This is a genomic window from Myroides sp. TSA_177.3, from assembly GCF_052691955.1.
The window spans coordinates 40,916-58,082 of sequence record NZ_JBQZGD010000008.1 but is presented as its reverse complement, the minus strand read 5'-3'; the positions used below and the strand labels follow the sequence as shown (position 1 = coordinate 58,082).

Below are 17,167 nucleotides of genomic sequence, written 5' to 3'. Positions count from 1 at the left end.
CGCGAAAAAAGGATCTCTTTCATTTGTCAATGTCACTGACCACGTGAATAACAAAATAATAGCTGGTGTATTAACGGATGAAACTGGTTAATTCATTACTTCTTTAATCCCTCTCCCAAACAAATGAATATTATCTTATTAATATCTATAAACATGAAATACCCTCAATTTCTCTCCTTACTTTTTATTTATCTACTACTATGTAGTCAAAACACTACAGCACAAGACTCTATTGCGATAACAAGTGAGATTAAAGAAATTAAAATAAACTATCAACACAAAAAACAATTTACGGATCATTCAACTTATACTTTTAACCAAGAAGCAACTGAAAAAGCGCGCTACGCAAAAGATTTACTTCTTACACTTCCTGAAATAAAGTTGGATCCTATTTCGAATACGCTTGCTAGTATAAAAGGACAGCGAATCCTATTCTTAATCAATGGTATTGAAGCGACTGATAACCAAATTAAAAGCATCAGACCAACGAATGTTTTACGCGTTGAATATTTTGATATCCCCCCGCTTCGATTTGAGAAACGCACGGATATTGTTGTAAACATAGTTACTAAAAACCCAGAAATAGGATATACGTATGGCACCGATTTAACCTCTGCTTTGACCACTGGTTTTGTCAATGGTTCTAGTTATTTAAGTTTTACAAACCACAAACATGAATTCCTTTTGGACTACCAACTCTATAACCGAGATTATAACAACCGATTAGTTCAACGTCATTATGATTATAGGCTAAATAATACGCATTACAAAAGTAACGAAACTCGAAAAGATCATTTTGGTTTTACGAGTCAAAATATAGCCCTAAAATACACCTTTTCTCAACCCAACAAAACTGTTTTTCAAATGCAATTAAAGGGCAATATACTTCATAGTTTTTTAACAGGTACTGGACTAAATACTTTTCATACCAATACTACACCAAGCGTACACAACACCTTTACATCAAAAAAAACGAATTACATACAACCTATTTTAGACCTTTATTTTTCTACTAAAATAACGGAACAAGATGAATTGAGTGTCAACTTTGTGGGTTCTCACTTTACAACTGATACTTCGGAAGTAGCTCAGGAATGGCAAGTTGTAACGGAAACTCCTATCTTTGATAACCAGATGAATCTCAAAGCTGAGCAAACAAGCCTAGTTGGAGAAATAGCCTATATACACAAATTTGAAATAGGGAAACTTTCATCAGGGTACACCCTTAATAACCATCAAATATCCAATGATTTACACAATCTAGATGGTATATCTACATACCGTGTAAACTACTTCGAACAATACCTATATTCAGAATACACAGGAACCATTCATTCGCTAAATTATAGTATTGGACTTGGTTTAACTCATATTCACAATAAAAGCAAATACAATACGCATAATAGCTGGACGTTTACGCCCAAACTTATCATTAATTATCCTGTAACAAATAAGCATCAATTGCGTTTTACGAGTACACTTAATTCAAATAGCCCAAGCAGCGAAGAACTAAGCAGTAATATTATTCAGGTCGCTCCAAATATTGTGCAAAAAGGAAATCCTTTTCTAAAAACCAAGAAACAATGGGGAAATAATTTTATTTATTCTTACACCAATACCCATTTTGATCTAAACCTTAATTTGTTCTATTGGTACACAAACCATGCGATCTATCAATATTTCGCATTAGATACAAAAGATCGATATGCCTTAATCTATGAAAATGCTAAAAACACGCAATCCTACGGCATTCAGCTTTCTGGTTCTTACCAACCTTTTGGTACTAATTTATTGACGATACAAGCCATAATTAAACCTGCTTCGGAGAAATTAAAAAAGATGGAAGGTAGTTCGATACAAAACTATTTCATCTCTAACTATTTTAGTTTGACCTCTGTGTATAGAGCCTTTAGTATTCAATATCAGTTTAATATCCCCTTTTATACACGAGATGGTAGTTTTCTAACTACAAATGAAAATGCTAATCATCTATTTGTCAGTTACAAACATAAAAATTGGACATTTACTTCGGGACTATACTGGATTGGAATGTCGGCTCAATACAAAACAAAAAGTCTTTCTGATAGCTTAGTTAAGTATAATAGCTTAACGAATATATACAACAACAAATCCATGCTCATTATAGGTATTAGTTACAACTTTTTTAGCGGAAAAAAGAATGAAATAAACAGAACACTTCACAATCATACGGATCCAGCAGCAACATTTTAAAAAATTTGTTCCTTTTTATTTGTAGTGTACAATGCAAACAAATAGGGAAAATATAGTATAAATAATTTCTAACTCTTTAAAAACAAAATTATGATGAAAAAAAACAAAAAAACATTTGATGTAACAAAATTCGAATCCTTGCAAACAATAGGAAATGAATTAAAAGGTGGATTTTCTACTGCCTATATGGGAGGTAACGGAAAATTAGATGAAATTATAAAAGCCAACATTGGCGATTGTAGTACCTCAAACACCTGTAATACTGGCAATTGTATTGTAGGATGTGGAGTTAAATAATCAATTAAATAAGGAGGGAGAAATTCCCTCCTTCAAAATAAATACTAATTATGAAATTTAGTCAATATAATAATATAGTAAAATATGGCCAGAAACATGCTTTATATAATTCATTAACAGATAAAGTGATTTTAATAGATAATGAACTATCTACCATATTAAGAACTGTAATTACGGAAGGAATAGACAAATTACAATTTATACATCCTAGTTTTTTCGAAACACTTGTAAAAGAAAAATTTCTTATACATTCCAAAATTAATGAACTGAATCAAGTCAAAAAATTTGCTCGAAAGGTTGACTTTAATGATTCCATTTACCATTTAACCATTAATCCAACTATGAATTGTAATTTCAAATGTTGGTATTGTTATGAAACACATGTAAAAAGTTCTAGACTTAAAAAGACTGTTTTTGATTCTCTTTTACTATTTATTTCAAAAACAGTAAAGGAACAGAAAACCAAAACTTTTAATCTTTCTTTTTTTGGAGGCGAACCACTGCTATGTTTTAAAGAAGTGTGTAAGCCATTAATCGATCATAGTTTGAAAGAATGCGACAAATATCAAACCTCTTTAAATTTATCATTTACAACAAATGGACTTTTAATTAATGATGATTTTATAAATTATTTTATTAATAATAACCTAACTATTTCACTACAGATAACTTTTGACGGATACAAGGAACAACATGATAAAGTTAGATTTCTAAACATGAAAAAAGGTAGTTATGATACTATTGTTACTAACATAAATAAACTTCTTCAATTTGATAATTTCCATGTTACAGCTCGAATAAATTACACAGACGAAAACATCCATGATTGTTTCAAAATTTCAAATGATTTTCAGTCCATTAATATCCAAACAAAGAAGTCTTCCTTTGCATTTGATTTTCACAGAGTATGGCAAAATTGCAAAGCCGATAATATACACCTCTATGTAAGTGAAAACATAGAAAAACTCAGAAGCAGAGGCTTTATTGTACTAAATAATTTACCAAATAATGTAATTAACTCATGTTATGCAGATAAAAAAAATAGTTGTGTAATTAACTATAATGGAGATGTCTTTAAATGTACAGCTAGAGACTTTGAAACAAGAAATAGAGAAGGATATCTTAACAATTTAGGTGTAGTAATTTGGGAACACAGTTCTCTAGACAAACGAATGTCATCTAAATTTAAAAACTCACCTTGTTTAGATTGTAGTATCCTCCCATTATGTAATGGAGGCTGTTCACAACAAGCCTTAGAAAATGAAAATACGAGTTATTGTATTTATAATAATAGTCTCGAAAAAAATGAAATTATAATTAAAAAAATAGATGAAATTCTTTTTCCATATACCAAAGAGTAGGATGAAATTTCACCATCAACTCCAAAGTTCTGATTGCGCTGCCGCATGTTTAGCAATGATTACAAGCTTTTTTGGGAAAAAATATTCATTTGTTGAGATAAAAAATCTTTTTGAATTTACTCGCATAGGTGTTACTATACAAGATCTTATAGATGCTTCTAAAAAAGTGAACCTTGATCTCAAAGCATTAAAGCTATCAAATGAGGATCTAAATGACATACCTCTTCCTTTAATTTTATATTGGCGTCAAGATCATTTCGTTATCCTAGAAAAAATTATTATAAAAAGGGAAAAGAGATTATTTTATTTAGCAGATCCTGCTTATGGTCGAATTTCATTAAATGAAGAAGATTTTACTAAAGAATGGAAAGGGGATAATAGTAAGGGGATTATTTTATTTCCTAAACCAAACGAACAGTATGAGAACACTAAAATAGATACAACAAAAAGATCGAATTCTTTAAACTCTAATTTTTTTAATGACGTATTAAAATACAGTCAAATACATCGAAATAAGTATTTCTTTTCTTTTTTATTAATATTAGTGGGGCTATCTACCAATTGGTTTGTTCCATTGATATTTCAGAAAACAATTGATTTAGGAGTTCAGAAAAAGAATATTAATCTTGTTTATATACTCCTTATATCTCAATTAATACTTTTTTGTTCCAATTTTTGTTCCAATTTTATCAGCCAAAAAATCTTAACAAAGGTTAATTTCAATTTAAGTATAACGCTAAAAAATAAGTTATTAAATAAATTAATACAGCTTCCTATAAGTTATTTTGACACCCATCTCAATACAGAAACATTACAACGCCTTAATGATCAATACAAAATTCAAAATTTTCTTACTTGGAAAGGAATAGAATTTTTACTAAATGTATTGAATCTATTTATATTCGGTAGCATTCTTTTTTATTTTAATAATTACATCTTTCTGCTATATCTTTTACTCTCAATTCTATCAACTATTTGGATCTTGTTTTTTCTAAAAAAAAGAGCTACTAATGACTATGCGCAATTTTTAAGTCAATCTGAAAACAATAATTACATCTATGAATTTATTATGAATATGGCAGAAATTAAAATTAATGATGCTCAATCTTTCATAATAAATAAAATTTTAAATATTAATAGAAAAATAAACACGATTCAATTACAATCTCTATTTCTAAACATGTATCAATTAGTAGGCGTCAATTTTATTTCTAAACTAAAAGAAATTATTTCTATAGGAATTTGCGCTTTACTGATTATAGACAATAAAATGACAATCGGCACCATGTTGAGTATATCCTATGTTATAGGTCAGTTGACGGGGCCCATTCAAAACTTAATAGACTTTGTAAAAGAAATTCAAGATACCAAAATCGCTAATAGAAGAATTGGAGAAATATATAAAATACAAAACGAAGATTTTTCAAAAACCCAACCTATTAAATCTAATACAGTTAAAAACATCTCTATAGATAACATTTCCTTCAAATATCCTGGTAATTACAACCCTTTTGTTTTATCAAATCTTACATTTAATATTCCTAGAAATTCTGTTACAGCTATAGTAGGATCAAGCGGAAGTGGAAAAACTACATTAATTAAATTGCTCTTGCTATACTATCAACCATCGCATGGTGAAATAAGAATAGATAAACAAAATTTCAAAGATATTTATTCCAACGAATGGCGCAAAAGATGTGGTACAGTTCTACAAGATGGACATATTTTTAGTGGAACTATTTTAGAAAACATTGTTTTCTCTGATGAAAAAATTGATTATAATAAATTAGATCAAGCAGTTAAGATCGCATGCATTAGCTCATTTATTGAAACCTTACCGATGGGTTATAATACTAAAATAGGAAATATTGGGATTCAACTCAGTGGAGGACAAAAGCAACGATTACTAATTGCTAGGGCTGTTTATAAAAATCCTGATTTTATTTTTCTGGATGAAGCTACATCAGCATTAGATGCAGAAAATGAAAAAAAAATTTATAATAACTTACAATCTTTTTTTACAAATAAGACAGTTATTATCGTTGCTCATCGCCTTTCAACTGTAAAAAATGCAACTCAAATTATTGTTCTGAAAGAAGGAGTGATTGTTGAACAAGGATCTCACAATCAATTAATAAAAACCAAAAAACATTACTACCGGCTAATCAAAAATCAATTAGAACTAGGTGAATAAATAAGTATTGTTTTTTTACATAAAAAAAGCCCACTCCTACGTGGGCTTTTTCCTGAAAAAACTACAACTGAAAGTAGTTGGTATAGTTTTGTAAATCCTTATCCCCCCTACCGGAAAGGTTTACGACTACAATATCAGTTGGCAAAAACGTTTTATGTTGTAAAGCAGCTAGTGCATGTGAACTCTCTATTGCGGGAATAATCCCTTCTAACTTACACAGGGCTAACCCTGCTTCCATAGCTTCCGCATCTTTAATAGCGAAAAACTCTGCTCGATCTTCTTGTTTCATTAAGGCGAATAAAGGGCCAAAACCAGGATAATCTAATCCAGCAGATATAGAATACGCTTCTAGCGGCTCTCCTGTTTCATCTTGCATGAATAAGGTTTTGCTTCCGTGTAACACTCCAGGTTTACCAATAAAAGAAGTAGCAGCCGTTTGATTCGTATCTACACCAAAACCACCGCCTTCTGCAACAATAAGCTTCACGCTTTCTTCTTCCAAGAATTCATAAAAAGCTCCCGTAGCATTACTTCCTCCACCTACACTTGCGATCACATAGTTCGGTTTATCTACGCCTTCTTTCTCTAGCAATTGTTGTTTGATCTCTTTGGAGATGACCGATTGAAAACGCCCGACCATATCAGGATACGGGTGTGGACCTACCACAGAACCGATTAAATAATAGGTATCTGTTGGATTTTCTATCCAGTAAAGCAAGGCTTCATCTACTGCCTCTTTTAACGTCTGTGTTCCTGTTTTTGCTGCACGAACCTCAGCGCCTAGCATCTTCATACGCGCAACATTGGGTGCTTGACGTTCAATGTCTGTTGCTCCCATAAAAACCACACATTCTAATCCTGCTAGTGCACATACGGTTGCCGTTGCTACTCCATGTTGTCCTGCTCCTGTTTCAGCGATGATTTTCTTCTTTCCTAAGCGTTTAGCCAATAATACCTGACCAATTGTATTATTAATCTTATGCGCTCCTGTATGGCATAAATCCTCGCGTTTTAAATACACTTTCGTATTGTATAGCGCTGAAAGTCTTTCTGCGAAGTACAAAGGCGTAGGTCGACCTACATAATCGGCTAATAGCTTTTGGTATTCTGCCTGAAAGGTTGGTTCCTCCATTATTTCGATATACATGGCTTGCAATTCTGCAACGATGGGTTGTAAAGTTGGAGGAATAAAGGCTCCTCCAAAATCGCCATAAAATCCGGCTTGATTCACTTGATACTTCATATTCGTTTGTTTTATTATATTGTTTTATTTGAAATTTTTGGGCACAAAAAAAGGGCTTGTCGTGATGACAAGCCCTTAGAGGTGTAGGAATAATATATACTCGTTCCGTTATATTTTTTCTTCATACATACCAATAGCAGGACAGCTCACGACGTCTTGACGTAAGTTGCTCCACCACCAATTGTTTGTATGTTTGAAATTCATTTTTCTTTGTTTTGAAGGTGTAAAGGTAGAAATTATTTTTTCACTACCAAATAAAAAAAAGGTGATCTGTCAAACAGACCACCTTTTATACGTTTACAGCATTACTAATGCATCTCGTTCTGGATCAATCTCTGAAACATCATACCCACTAAATTTTTTCAAGTAGGTCTTGATTGAAGTTCCGTATCCATCGCTAAATGAATTAGCTCCATTACTTCTTAAATATTTTCTCACAGATCCTGCTCCACCTAAGTGAGCAGCGGCTAATATCCCCGACTCTGTGATTCTGATCCCGTCGATTCTTCGTCCTTCGAACGCTTTAATCTCGTTTCTAAGAATCCATTTGTTTTTTGCAACCAGCGCATCAAATGCTTTTTCCTGTAATTGCGGATCATTCAAAAACTCTTCAGAATCAAAAATTCCTATTGATCTTAGAGCTAACCTTCCAAATTGGTATTTTCCGATGTACCCAAAAGAGTTAACAATTCGATACAAACCATTAGATTCTCTTGCACCTAAGGCTTGTTTAAACCCAATATAGGTTTTCCCTGTAAATGGTATTACTGCAGCCTCGTCTGCCTTCTTTTCTTCCACAATTTTTTCCTCAGGAAGATGGTAAGACAGCTCTTCTGTAGGGACAATTTTATACTGTTCTAGAAGTATGACTTCATACTTTTTGAAACCCGAAAAAACTCCACCTAATAGCAGTAATAAGCCAATAAAAAAAGAACATTTTTTCCTCATTAAAATTAATTTCTCAAGCCCTGTCACCACTTGAAATTTCACTCCGCAAAGTTACCTTCTTTTTTAAATCTGCCTATTTTTTAATCGTTAAATTACATTCCCTTAACCTATCCTTTACACACAAACCCTGATTAGCAAAGAGATACATCGAAAAACTTTAACATTTTAAATCTTGTAAAAATCTTAATTTTTCACTATATTTTATAGCTTTATTCCGATTTAAAAATAAAAAAAAAGAGAGCGAAACTGTTTTTCCACCCTCTTTTCTACTTTTTTTGCCCTCGAAATTACTCCCCTTTTTTGGCTGATAATTCAAACCATCTTTCTTCTTTTTCTTCGAGTTCTTTTATTATTTTTTTCAGCGCATTTGCTTTTTCGTCAATTTGATTTTCTTGTACTTTTCCGTCCGCAAATTCTTTTTCAATTTCTTGTTTTTGCTCTTCCAATTTTGTCATTTCGCGCTCAATTTTTTGAAGCTCCTTTTGTTCTTGAAACGTCAATCCATTTTGTACTTGATTTTCCTTCCAATTTACTTTTTCTTTTGGCGCTTCCTCTTTCACAGGCTCAATACTGTCTTCATACGTTCTGAAATCAGAATAGTTTCCTGGGAAATCTTCAATTTCTCCTTCTCCTCTAAAGACAAATAAATGATCGACAATCTTATCCATGAAATAACGGTCGTGAGAAACCACTACCAAACAGCCAGGATAGTCCAATAAGAAGCTTTCTAATACGTTCAACGTTACGATATCCAAATCGTTCGTCGGCTCATCCAGAATCAAGAAATTCGGGTTTTGAATTAAAACAGTACACAAGTACAAGCGTTTTAGCTCCCCTCCACTCAATTTTTCAACAAAATCGTGCTGTTTCTTGCGATCAAATAGAAAACGCTCTAAAAGCTGTCCTGCTGAGATAGAACGCCCTTTCGCTAATGGGATGTACTCACCAAACTCTTTGATAACATCAATTACTTTCTGTTCAGGCTTAATCGAAATTCCACCTTGTGTATAGTAACCGATCTTAATTGTTTCCCCAATCACAACTTTTCCAGTATCGGGTTTCATCGTTTGCGTCAGGATATTCAAGAAGGTTGATTTTCCAGATCCATTCTTTCCGATGATTCCGATGCGTTCTCCTCGGTTAAACATATAGCTGAAGTCTTGTAAAATTACTTTTCCATTGAATGACTTGTTCAACTTGTGTAATTCTACAACCTTACTTCCCATGCGCTCCATGTTAATTTCCAGCTCTACTTGGTGCTCTTTTCTTCTGCTGCTCGCCTTTTCTTTGATTACATAGAAGTCATCAATACGCGATTTTGATTTTGTTGTACGCGCTTTTGGCTGTCTTCTCATCCAAGATAATTCTTTGACAAAAAGGTTTTGAGCTTTGTCAATACTTGCATTTTCTGCTGCTATTCGCTCCTCTTTCTTTTCTAAATAGTATGAATAGTTTCCTTTGTATTGGTAAATTAATCCGTTATCTAATTCGATAATTTCATTACACACACGCTCCAAGAAAAAGCGGTCGTGAGTAACCATAAACAACGTGATATTTTCTTTAGCGAAATAGTTCTCCAGCCATTCGATCATCTCTAGATCTAAGTGGTTGGTAGGCTCATCCAATATCAACAAATCAGGTTTATTGATTAAGATAATAGCCAAAGCCAAACGCTTTTTCTGTCCTCCAGAAAGCGTTTTTACTTTTAACTTTAAATCGTCTAACTTTAGTTTCGTTAAAATCTGCTTGTATTGTGTTTCAAAATCCCAAGCATTGTGAATTTCCATTTGCTCAAAAGCTTTTTGATAAGCATCCTCATCCTCCGGATTTTCCAATGCTTTTTCATAGGCTTCGATTACTTTAAGAATATCACTATCTGAAGCGAAGATACTTTCTTCGATGGTCAGTTCATCTTGTAAATTAGGTTCTTGCGATAGAAATTCCATGCGAATTCCCTTGCGAATAACTACTTGTCCGCTATCAGGATCATCCAATCCTGTTATTATTTTTAAAATAGTCGATTTTCCCGATCCATTTTTTGCGACAAAAGCAATCTTTTGATCTTTATTGATACCAAATGACACATTTTCAAACAAGTTATGCGCCCCAAAAGATTTCGATATATTTTCTACTGATAAATAATTCACTTCAACTAAATTTTGACAAAAATAACCTTTTATTCTCCATTAAAAAAGTTTGTGTTTTTTCCCTTACACTTTCTCTTTTTTATCTTTCGTTTTTAACGTAACAACTACGTATTCTGATTGTGTTCCAATGCGGTATCTTCCGCCCCAAATCCCCAATCCAGAGCTAATGTAATATTGTGTATTTCCCTTCTTTACATATCCATGCGATTGTTCAAACAAATAATCCGTAATCCAAGAAAAAGGCCAAACTTGTCCGCGATGCGTATGTCCTGAAAATTGAAAATCCATTTGCTGTTTCTCAGCTGCCTCCAATGCATAAGGCTGATGGTCTAAAACAAGTTGTATTTTCGTCGGATCAGGTTGAACCAATTCAGCTAAAGGCTTGCGATGCGGATTAGATTTATCATCTCTTCCTATCAGTTGCAGTTGTCCACCGATGAGGTTAATTACCTCATCTCTCAAGACAGTAATATTCGCTTTCGCTAAAAAAGCCAAACTCATTTCGACATTGGCGAGATACTCGTGATTCCCTAAACACGCATAAACGCCGTGTTTACTTTTTATTTCACTTAAAAGTTCATCTAATTTATAGTATGTCAAAGGCAGTAAGCTATTATCAATAATATCCCCAGCGAATAAAACAAGATCTGCTTCTTGTTCATTAATAAAGGCTACCCAACGTTTTAATTCTTTTCTGCTAATGGCATGTCCTAAATGCAGGTCGCTCAAGACTACTATCTTTAGCGGCTGATACAATGGTTTTTCAGTTTCTAAATCGAGTTGAACAACTTTCTTTCGATAATAATTGATATTCCCTATCCAAGCAATTCCTATAGTCCCTAATACGATAAACCACGCTTGCAATTGATCCAATCGAATCAATGATTGGGTTGATTTCCCGATAGAGTCGCCCATCACAAGTAAAAGTAAATCCGATAATAACGCCAACAGAAAAGTATAGGTGATTAGCATCAACCATCCCGTTCCTACCTTATATAAGATAGCTGCTTTGGGTACACTAACGCGCTTTCTAAAGGTAAAAAATAAAATAGGCGATATCACCAAAAAAGCAACCACTACTCCATATAGTACTTGAATGCCCCAAGGGGTTGTATCAAATAAAGGGTATACGCGGAATCCCAAGTAAATATTCGCTAAAAAATACGCAATAAAAATTCCGACAAACAACAATCTTCCTTTCATAAAACAAGAATTAAATCAGCAGTACACTCTTTCTTTTAGGATTTTCAACTGCCTTATCACAATAATACAATCCTTTCTGTCATTCCTTGGTTTTATTAACAAATAATTGGCGTGATTTTCTTCGATTTATTCACTTAAAGTGTCCTTTAAGACCAAACGAACCTGTGTTCCTGCTGTCGTAGATTGTATGCTAATATGCTCCTCTAAGTAATCTTGAATCATCTTCATTCGCTCTTTGACTAAAAACAGTCCTTTTGAATCGTGTTTCGATAAAGGTTCAGGGGCTTGTTGTTTTCCGATACCATTGTCGATGACTTCCAAAATCACATCGCGTTGTTGTCGATACACTTTCACTATAATCTTGGGGTTTTCAATACTTTCGGGAAAAGCATGTACCAAGCTGTTTTCAATAAAAGGTTGAAGCAATAAAGGAGGAATCATAATGTGATGTATATTCAATTGTGCATCAATCTCGATTTGCAACTGAACGCGTTCATCCAATCGCATATTCTCTAATTCAAAATAACCTTGAACATAATCGAGTTCTTCTTTGATACTCACTTGTTCAACCATAGATAGGTTTAGTGTTTTTCGAATTAAAGAAGCAAATCGCTCTAAATAATACAACGCTTCTTCTTCCTTATGTGCAATGATAAAATATTGAAACGAACTGAGCACATTAAAAATAAAATGTGTATTCAATTGACTTCGCACAGAAAGCACCTTTAATTCCGCTACTTTTTTCTCATAACGCAACTGTTTGTCTTTACTTTCTTGTTGACGTTCTATGCGCTGTATGATAAGTACAACAATTCCAATTCCCACCAGTACGAGTAAACTAAAAAACCACCAACTATAATAAAAAGGAGGCATGATAGTTACGTGGAGCAGTGTTTTCACTTGCTCTGCTCCTTTATCGTAATCATAAATTCTAATTTCAATCGGATATTCTCCCGAATTTAAATAATTCAATGATAGCGTCCGTTGATCTAAATCCAACCATTCTTCCGTGGGTTTGACGCGATATTGAAACTTTAATTTTTCTGGGTATTTTGCACCTAATAAAACAAAGTTGACAAAAATAGAATTTTGATCATAGGGTAATTCTAACTCTCGATTTCCTTGTTCTTCTAGTTTTTTCAAATCTAATTTTGTCCCGTTTACCTTAATTGAAGATAGCACAAGATCATAAGTAACCTTTTGAGGTTTAAAATAATCTAGATCTAGCGTATACAATCCAGCATCCGTTCCTAACATCAATTGCTTTCCTAAAACGACACTGCTTTTTACATTGTAATTGTCCAATCCTTGCTCTGTATTAAACAAGAAAGTTCCCGCTTCATCCAAAACTGTCACTCCTTTATTTGTTCCGATGAGCAATTGATTATTCCTATAATGTAAAAAGGTTATACCATGCCCTAAAATAGCTTGTTGTGGAATTTTTCGAATGATTTTAGGTTCTTGTCCACTGACATCTAAACAGTAGATATCCCCAAAATCAGTTGCCACATATAGCGTTTTCCCTTCTCCTTTTTCAAGGTGCTTCAGTCGATTTTCTAAAAACACCCCCTCACTTAACAAAGAGCGAAAATGGTTGTTCTCATATACATATAAACCATCCAATGCTCCCGCCAAATACATTTTATCTCCGATGGCCTGCATGCCTACAATATCGCGAGGAACATAACTTCCATCCTCTCGATCTAGAAATTGATAGCGAAAAGCAGCTATATTTTGATACAATCTCACCCCTCCATAAGGATCCGTTTCCAACAATTGATTTTGAATAAAATCAAACTGATAGGTGTGTACTCCTACATAACTTTCAATTTCTCCCTGAAAATTTAATTGAAACAAACCAATATTCGTACTGACCCAAATAGCATTTAGCCCTTGGACTGCTTTGTAAAACTGAATTTGTTCGGAGGGAATTTGGTGTTCTATTTCAAAAAAATGATGGGCTCGAGTCGTCACTCCGACAAACTTTTTATGATGAGCCAAGTGATAGGCTTTAAAAGCAGCTTTATCAAGGGTATGAATAACTTGGTTGTTACGCACCAAGCACAATCCCTTTGTACCAAAGACATAAGCCGTATCACCCGATAATGCAATGGCTTCTACTGGTCCAAAACGCGGGTCAAAGCGCAAAGGGGAAGCCAAATCCACTTGGAATAATCCTTGTTTCTTACTTCCAACGTACAAAAACTTGCGTTTAGCATCATAAGCTAAACTATAGAGTTCTGCATTGTGTATTCCATATTTTTGATTGAGCTTTTCTATCTGCTGCCCATCCCAAGCGTAAATTCCTCCACCTTCATTTAAAATATCCGCTCCTACCCAATAGACCTGATTCTCTACGGATTGAAAAAAACGAGTCCCTTTAATTCCGTGTTTCGCTATCGGTTGATTGGATGGAAGGGAATGAATTTCCAAGTCAAACTTTAACCCCAAGAATAGAGCTTGATGTTTGGAATCGAAAAAAGAAGCAACAACTTCTTTTTCTTCCCCTATAGGAATGAGCGTTCTTCCTTCAACTCTAAAAACGCCATGATTAATTGTAGTCGCAAAAACTGACTCACCAATTTGGTAAAAACTAGAAACAGGACTGGGCGTTTTAAGCGTATTTTGGGGTTCTTGTTTGTCGATAGTCAACGTTTGAATATCAAGCGTAGTGATACCTTCTGATGTTCCAATATACAATTTAGATGCAGCAACAAATAGCGTATTGATACGCGTAGCAAATAATCCCGATTGCTCCTTAAACAAGAGCGTCTGTTTTTGGCCTTTATATAATATCCCCTGTCCATAGCTTCCGATCCAGATTCCTTGATCCTTATCCTCAACTATAGCTGTAATATTAGTAAAACGATGTTGAAGCGATTCCTCATCAATAGCAATTTGCCCTTGCTGACGAACGCTCAATCCCGCTCTTGAACCAATCCAAAGGACACCCCTAGAGTCTAATAAAAGCGCTCTAATGTCATTGGCTATCAGTCCATCTTCTGTTGTATAACGTTTGGTAACCGTTGTTTGTGCGTAAAGCAAAGGAAATGCAATTCCAAATAGCAAGAACACAAGCCACCTTCTCATAACTCAAGCAATCTAAATTCTTTCATTTTAGTTGCTGAAACGACAATGTCATGGTTAATCTCCTGATCATTAATGATTACCTTATCTTTAAAAACAACGCGATTTGTACCAATCTCTATGTGTTTAACTCGTTTAAAATTAACGACATATGATCGGCCTACACGATGAAATTGCGGGTGCTTTAATTTTGAAGAAACTGCTCCTAACGTTTTAGATATCAAATACTTTTGATCTTGTAAATAGATTTCACAGTAATTGTCATCTGCTCTACAATATAGAATATCTTCTATCGCAACAACTTCTCTCTTTTGATTGTTTTTGATTAGTTTGATAAAAGATTGTTGGCTTTCCTTTTCAACAAATTTATCGTAAGCAGCTTGTAAGTTTTCAACAGCTATCGGTTTCAATAAATAATGTAAACAAGTATATTCATTTAAAACTTCTAGCGCATACTGACTATAAGCGGTGGTGATAACCACTTCAAACGGAAGTGGCTCTTTAAAGTAGTCAAACAAAGCCAACCCGTTTTCTTTAGGCATTTGAATGTCTAAAAAAACCAAATCTGGCACATATTGCTCAATCATTTTTACTGCTTCTGCGACTGATTTTGCCATATAAAACACCATTTTATGTTGGATTTGAATGCTATTCAGCAATCGGTGTTTTAATACTTCCGCAACTTTCATTTCGTCATCCACAATTAGAACGACTAACTCATTCATAATAGTATTCGTGTGTAAGGTTGTAACATAAATAGAATATCTCATTGATATTCTGCGATTTCAAATATACTATTATATCTAAAATAAATCTCCATCGGAAGAAAAATTATATTTCTTTATTCCTTCCATACTTTTTTTAGAAATAAATTATTCATGGGATTGATTCCCAATTGATGAATATCCTTTCGGCTAAATCGCACCGCTTGATCATAGAAGAGAATAAGTGCGGGCACTTCCTCTGCAATTAACTGATCCATTTGCTCATACAATTGCTCTCGCTCTTGCTCATCCGTAACCAAGAACGCTTTTTCATACAATCGATCATAGGCCTGATTGGCAAAAAAAGTATAATTAGGCCCATTAGGTGCTTTGTTTTTACTGTAGAATAACGACAGGTAATTTTCTGCATCCGGGTAATCAGCAATCCAACTTCCCCTAAAAAAAGCAATCTTTCCCGAGGCCATTCCTTGTCTTAAAGTAGCTGGTGGCATCACGTCAATTTCAACAGTTAACCCAATTTTTTGCCATTCTCTTTGCAAGTATTCCGCAATATCTAAATAGCCCGCATTGGTAGACAAAGGAATCACCACGTTGGTCAAGTTATTTTCTTTTTTATAAGCTTGTACAAGTGCTTTAGCCTTTGTAACATCATACAGTGTTTCTACCTGAATATTGCCTTTCAACCCTTGGGGAATAATCCCTCCTACTGCTGTAGTTCCCATGCCACTTCTCAGGTGTTTGAGCATTTTTTCACGGTCAAATCCCATGTTTAACGCTTGGCGAATTCGCTTATCACTTATAGCGCTCTGTTTATCTTCCATATTGAAACCCAAATACTCTGTGTTGAGGTAAGGCCCTGTTTCCATTTGTACCAAGGACTGATACTTGTCTTGTAATTTTCCTTCTAGCGTAATTAAATCATCTTTATAAGAAGGGTCTAAACCTGAAATAAAATCAAGCTTTCCTTGTATAAACTGCAAAAAGGCACTTTGTTTATCTGGTAAAAAAGTAATAGCCACCGATTCCAAATAAGGCAATTGAACTCCTTTTTCATCTGTTTCAAAATAGTTGGGATTACGACGTAAAACTAATTTGACATTTTCTTCCCAAAATTTAAAATAAAAAGGCCCCGTTCCAATCGGATGTGTTCTAAAATCATGTTGCGGGTCTTCAACTACTTCGCGAGGAACGACTGAGGCATAACGCATGGATAACAAGCCTAAGATAGCAGGAAAAGATTCTTTTAGTTCCAATCGAAAGACAGTGTCATTCAACGCTTCATACTGCTTTACTTTCTGCATGATCCACGCACCTGGAGAGGCGGTTCTCGCATCCGTTAGTCGATCTAAACTATAAACGAAGTCGTTAGCTGTTACTGCTCGCGTCTGTGCTGTTCCAAAAGCGGGATGTGGATGAAAATACACATCTTTGCGCAAGGTAAAATCATAGGTTAACCCATCCGGAGAAGCTTGCCATGATTGAGCAATATCTCCCACGACTTGTAGCTGATCATCCAGCTGAACCAATCCATTAAACAATTGGTTACACGGCCAAATGATTGCCATACTTCGCGCAAAAGCTGGGTCAAGTGTTTGAATATTTGAACTTTCATTGTATCGAAATACTGCTCCTCTCTCATTTTCATCTCTTTTATTTTGACAAGAATAAACAGTGAAGACAACACAAAGAATTGATATATAATAAATTATTGATTTCATCAAACCGAATTT

11 protein-coding genes are annotated in these 17,167 nt (G+C 34.2%); 4 read left to right on the top strand and 7 right to left on the bottom strand.

From position 1 onward, the window contains the following. The first annotated feature begins 153 nt into the window (after positions 1-153). The 4 genes from ACUTSE_RS09575 to ACUTSE_RS09560 all read left to right on the top strand — a co-directional run bounded on the left by ACUTSE_RS09575 (position 154) and on the right by ACUTSE_RS09560 (position 6,084). A complete protein-coding gene (locus ACUTSE_RS09575; protein ID WP_445640057.1) occupies positions 154-2,232 on the top strand; it encodes a TonB-dependent receptor domain-containing protein in 2,079 nt (692 codons plus the stop codon). Positions 2,233-2,322: 90 nt separating this feature from the next. Beyond that, the gene (locus ACUTSE_RS09570) at positions 2,323-2,529 is read left to right on the top strand and encodes a hypothetical protein (RefSeq protein ID WP_445640056.1); all 207 of its coding nucleotides are present in this window, start codon (positions 2,323-2,325) and stop codon (positions 2,527-2,529) included. Positions 2,530-2,579: 50 nt separating this feature from the next. Continuing rightward, positions 2,580-3,890, top strand: coding sequence for a radical SAM protein (locus tag ACUTSE_RS09565; protein WP_445640055.1), 1,311 nt, complete (start codon positions 2,580-2,582; stop codon positions 3,888-3,890). A gap of 1 nt (position 3,891) precedes the next feature. Further along, on the top strand, positions 3,892-6,084 hold the full coding sequence (locus tag ACUTSE_RS09560) for a peptidase domain-containing ABC transporter (protein ID WP_445640054.1): 2,193 nt from the start codon (positions 3,892-3,894) through the stop codon (positions 6,082-6,084). A 61-nt stretch (positions 6,085-6,145) separates the two neighbouring features. Here ACUTSE_RS09560 and trpB read toward each other — a convergent pair whose 3' ends face one another. From trpB to ACUTSE_RS09525, 7 genes are all read right to left on the bottom strand, one after another. Further along, entirely contained in the window at positions 6,146-7,327 is a 1,182-nt protein-coding gene (gene trpB / locus ACUTSE_RS09555) for a tryptophan synthase subunit beta (RefSeq protein ID WP_115092690.1), read from the bottom strand. Between the two features lie 297 nt (positions 7,328-7,624). Further along, positions 7,625-8,275 carry a peptidoglycan-binding protein LysM gene (locus ACUTSE_RS09550; protein WP_172462214.1) on the bottom strand — a complete coding sequence of 217 codons (651 nt, stop codon included), beginning with the start codon at positions 8,273-8,275 and terminating at the stop codon, positions 7,625-7,627. A 287-nt stretch (positions 8,276-8,562) separates the two neighbouring features. After that, a complete protein-coding gene (locus ACUTSE_RS09545; protein WP_002990482.1) occupies positions 8,563-10,422 on the bottom strand; it encodes an ABC-F family ATP-binding cassette domain-containing protein in 1,860 nt (619 codons plus the stop codon). A gap of 63 nt (positions 10,423-10,485) precedes the next feature. Further along, entirely contained in the window at positions 10,486-11,625 is a 1,140-nt protein-coding gene (locus tag ACUTSE_RS09540; protein WP_445640053.1) for a metallophosphoesterase, read from the bottom strand. 126 nt (positions 11,626-11,751) lie between these two features. Beyond that, the gene (locus ACUTSE_RS09535) at positions 11,752-14,715 is read right to left on the bottom strand and encodes a sensor histidine kinase (RefSeq protein ID WP_445640052.1); all 2,964 of its coding nucleotides are present in this window, start codon (positions 14,713-14,715) and stop codon (positions 11,752-11,754) included. Beyond that, positions 14,712-15,482: a LytR/AlgR family response regulator transcription factor gene (locus tag ACUTSE_RS09530; protein ID WP_259189617.1), complete on the bottom strand. Its 771-nt coding sequence runs from the start codon at positions 15,480-15,482 to the stop codon at positions 14,712-14,714. Before ACUTSE_RS09530 ends, ACUTSE_RS09535 begins: the two co-directional genes overlap by 4 nt. Positions 15,483-15,553: 71 nt before the next feature. Beyond that, the gene (locus tag ACUTSE_RS09525) at positions 15,554-17,155 is read right to left on the bottom strand and encodes an ABC transporter substrate-binding protein (RefSeq protein ID WP_445640051.1); all 1,602 of its coding nucleotides are present in this window, start codon (positions 17,153-17,155) and stop codon (positions 15,554-15,556) included. Positions 17,156-17,167: the final 12 nt, after the last annotated feature.

What these genes read in the sequence shown, in the direction of transcription:
- ACUTSE_RS09575 (WP_445640057.1), top strand. Translation starts at nt 154, where the DNA reads ATGAAATACCCTCAATTTCTCTCCTTACTTTTTATTTATCTACTACTA.
- ACUTSE_RS09570 (WP_445640056.1), top strand. Translation starts at nt 2,323, where the DNA reads ATGATGAAAAAAAACAAAAAAACATTTGATGTAACAAAATTCGAATCC.
- ACUTSE_RS09565 (WP_445640055.1), top strand. Translation starts at nt 2,580, where the DNA reads ATGAAATTTAGTCAATATAATAATATAGTAAAATATGGCCAGAAACAT.
- ACUTSE_RS09560 (WP_445640054.1), top strand. Translation starts at nt 3,892, where the DNA reads ATGAAATTTCACCATCAACTCCAAAGTTCTGATTGCGCTGCCGCATGT.
- trpB (WP_115092690.1), bottom strand. Translation starts at nt 7,327, where the DNA reads ATGAAGTATCAAGTGAATCAAGCCGGATTTTATGGCGATTTTGGAGGA.
- ACUTSE_RS09550 (WP_172462214.1), bottom strand. Translation starts at nt 8,275, where the DNA reads ATGAGGAAAAAATGTTCTTTTTTTATTGGCTTATTACTGCTATTAGGT.
- ACUTSE_RS09540 (WP_445640053.1), bottom strand. Translation starts at nt 11,625, where the DNA reads ATGAAAGGAAGATTGTTGTTTGTCGGAATTTTTATTGCGTATTTTTTA.
- ACUTSE_RS09535 (WP_445640052.1), bottom strand. Translation starts at nt 14,715, where the DNA reads ATGAGAAGGTGGCTTGTGTTCTTGCTATTTGGAATTGCATTTCCTTTG.
- ACUTSE_RS09530 (WP_259189617.1), bottom strand. Translation starts at nt 15,482, where the DNA reads ATGAGATATTCTATTTATGTTACAACCTTACACACGAATACTATTATG.
- ACUTSE_RS09525 (WP_445640051.1), bottom strand. Translation starts at nt 17,155, where the DNA reads ATGAAATCAATAATTTATTATATATCAATTCTTTGTGTTGTCTTCACT.